At 52.4% G+C, this 2,524-nt stretch carries 2 protein-coding genes; one reads left to right on the top strand and one right to left on the bottom strand.

Annotated features, from left to right (window positions below; translation table 11 throughout):
* Positions 1-2,245 (top strand): type I DNA topoisomerase (gene topA / locus PX482_RS08485; protein WP_288122317.1); only part of this gene is annotated, 2,245 nt, incomplete at its 5' end.
* On the opposite strand, the gene PX482_RS08480 is transcribed toward topA, so the two are convergent.
* Positions 2,202-2,429 (bottom strand): hypothetical protein, encoded by a 228-nt coding sequence (locus PX482_RS08480; RefSeq protein WP_288122318.1) that lies wholly within the window; start codon positions 2,427-2,429, stop codon positions 2,202-2,204. The two genes, topA and PX482_RS08480, sit on opposite strands and share 44 nt — an antisense overlap.
* Positions 2,430-2,524: the final 95 nt, after the last annotated feature.

Below are 2,524 nucleotides of genomic sequence, written 5' to 3'. Positions count from 1 at the left end.
AGCCGCCCTCAAAAATTGTCGCTCCATCGACGAAAATTTAGTTCACGCCCAAGAAACCCGCCGCATACTCGATCGCCTCTACGGTTATACCCTCTCCCCCCTACTCTGGAAAAAAATCTCCAAAGGGTTATCCGCCGGCCGGGTGCAATCCGTGGCGGTACGTCTGCTCGTGCAGCGCGAACGAGAACGACGAGCCTTTAAAACCGCCAATTATTGGGATCTGAAAGCCACCCTCGAAAAAGACAAAAATCAATTCGAGTCGAAATTAGTCACCTTAAACGGTCAAAAAGTGGCAAATGGGAGCGATTTCGATGCCGAAACCGGCAGACTGCTCCCCGGTCGCCAGGTGACACTTTTGGATCAAGCCACCGCCGCCGCCTTAAAAGAACGCATCGAAGACAAAATCTGGCGCGTTAGCCACACCGAAGAAAAACCCACCACTCGCAAACCTTCCCCCCCCTTCACCACCTCCACCCTACAGCAAGAGGCTAACCGGAAACTGGGCATATCCGCCCGCGACACCATGCGAATCGCCCAAAATCTCTACGAACAGGGCTACATCACCTATATGCGGACCGATTCCGTCCATCTTTCCGATCAGGCTATCACCGCCGCCCGCAATTGTGTAGAACAAATGTACGGAAAAAATTACCTCAGTCCCCAACCCCGGCAGTACACCACCAAAAGCAAAGGCGCACAGGAAGCACACGAAGCCATCCGGCCCGCCGGTAGTAGCTTTCGCCTGCCCCGGGAAACCGGCCTGAGCGGACTAGAATTCGCCCTCTATGATTTAATCTGGAAACGTACCGTCGCCTCACAGATGGCCGATGCCCGCATTACCCAGATCGCCGTCAATATTCAGGTAGAAAATGCCGGATTTCGCTCCTCTGGCAAAAGAATCGACTTCCCCGGCTTTTTCCGCGCCTATGTGGAAGGTTCCGACGATCCCGAAGCCGCCATCGACGACCAAGAAATAATCTTACCCGCCCTCAACGTCGGTGACACCCCCAATTGTCGCCAACTAGAAGCCATTAGCCACGATACCCAACCCCCCGCCCGTTATAGCGAAGCCTCCCTGGTAAAAACCCTCGAAAGTGAAGGAATCGGGCGACCCAGCACCTACGCCACCATTCTCGGCACAATTATCGATCGCGGTTATGCCCAAATGCGGAATAAAACCTTGATTCCCACCTTCACCGCTTTTGCCGTGGTTAGTTTGTTAGAAAATCATTTCCCCGACCTGGTAGATCCCAAATTTACCTCGAAAATGGAGGAAACCCTCGACGATATCGCCACCGGTTCCGCCCAATGGTTGCCCTATCTCGATCGCTTCTATCGCGGCGAAAAGGGGCTAGAAAGCCAAGTAAAAGAGCGCGAGAGTCAAATTAACTCTAGCACCGCCAAATCGGTGATTTTAGAGGATTTACAGGCAACTATCAAGATCGGCAAATACGGACCCTATCTGGAAGTCCCCCGGGGGGATGAAATCCTCACCGCTTCCATCCCGGCCGATTTAACCCCGGCGGATCTGAACCCCGAACAGGTAGAAACCCTGCTGCGACAAAAAACCGAAGGTCCGGATAAATTAGGTCTTCATCCCGACACCGGAGAGCCGATTTATCTGCTGGTGGGTAGTTACGGTCCCTACGTCCAGTTAGGAGATATCAGCGATGACAATCCCAAACCGAAACGCGCCTCCTTACCCAAAGGAGTCAAACCCGAGGACATCACCCTCGAACAAGCGGTGGGTTTATTAGCACTGCCGCGACTGCTGGGAACCCATCCCCTCACCGGAGGCAAAATTAAAGCCAGTTTAGGGCGTTTCGGCCCCTATGTGGTTCAGGAACAGGGTAAGGAAAAAGAATATCGTTCCCTGAAAGCCGGCGATGATGTCTTAACCATAACCCTCGATCGAGCTTTGGCCTTATTAGCCGAACCGAAAAAAACTCGCAGCGCCCGCGGTTCTACCAAACCACCCTTAAAAGAATTGGGTAAACATCCCGACGATGGGGAATTGGTGGGATTGTACGAGGGACCCTACGGAGTTTATATCAAGCACGGTAAGACCAACGCCAAGATTCCCGAAGGAGAAACCGCCGAAACCCTCACCCTAGAACAAGCTTTAGTCGCCCTAGCGGCCAAGACAACCACTGCCAAGAAAACCACTACCAAGAAAACTACTTCTACCACCACTAAAAAAACTACTTCCCCAGGCAGTAAAACTGGCAAAAGTAAGACGGTTTAGCGGTTAGTGGTGGGGCGATTTTCTCCCTGGTTAATTCCTCACCCCGATGCGGGGACAAATCCGGCTGGCTTTTTTGTCTTTTGCACCACTTTGAACGGGCTGATCCTAAGTAGGGTCTGCTGAAAAAGTTTTTCCTAGGGGCAGGGTGTGGGGTGTGGGGTGTGGGGTGTGGGGTTTTACCCATTTTCAGGTGGTCAATTACCTAATTTTCAGGGAAAAAGCACCTGAATTTTCACCCCGACCCCCGCAATGGCTGGCACTTTTTGAGGGGAAAAAAGT

This window comes from Microcystis sp. M53602_WE12, from assembly GCF_030065455.1.
Taxonomy (GTDB): domain Bacteria; phylum Cyanobacteriota; class Cyanobacteriia; order Cyanobacteriales; family Microcystaceae; genus Microcystis; species Microcystis aeruginosa.
Note: the sequence above shows the minus strand (reverse complement) of the source record. Positions and strands in the feature narration are given on the sequence as shown.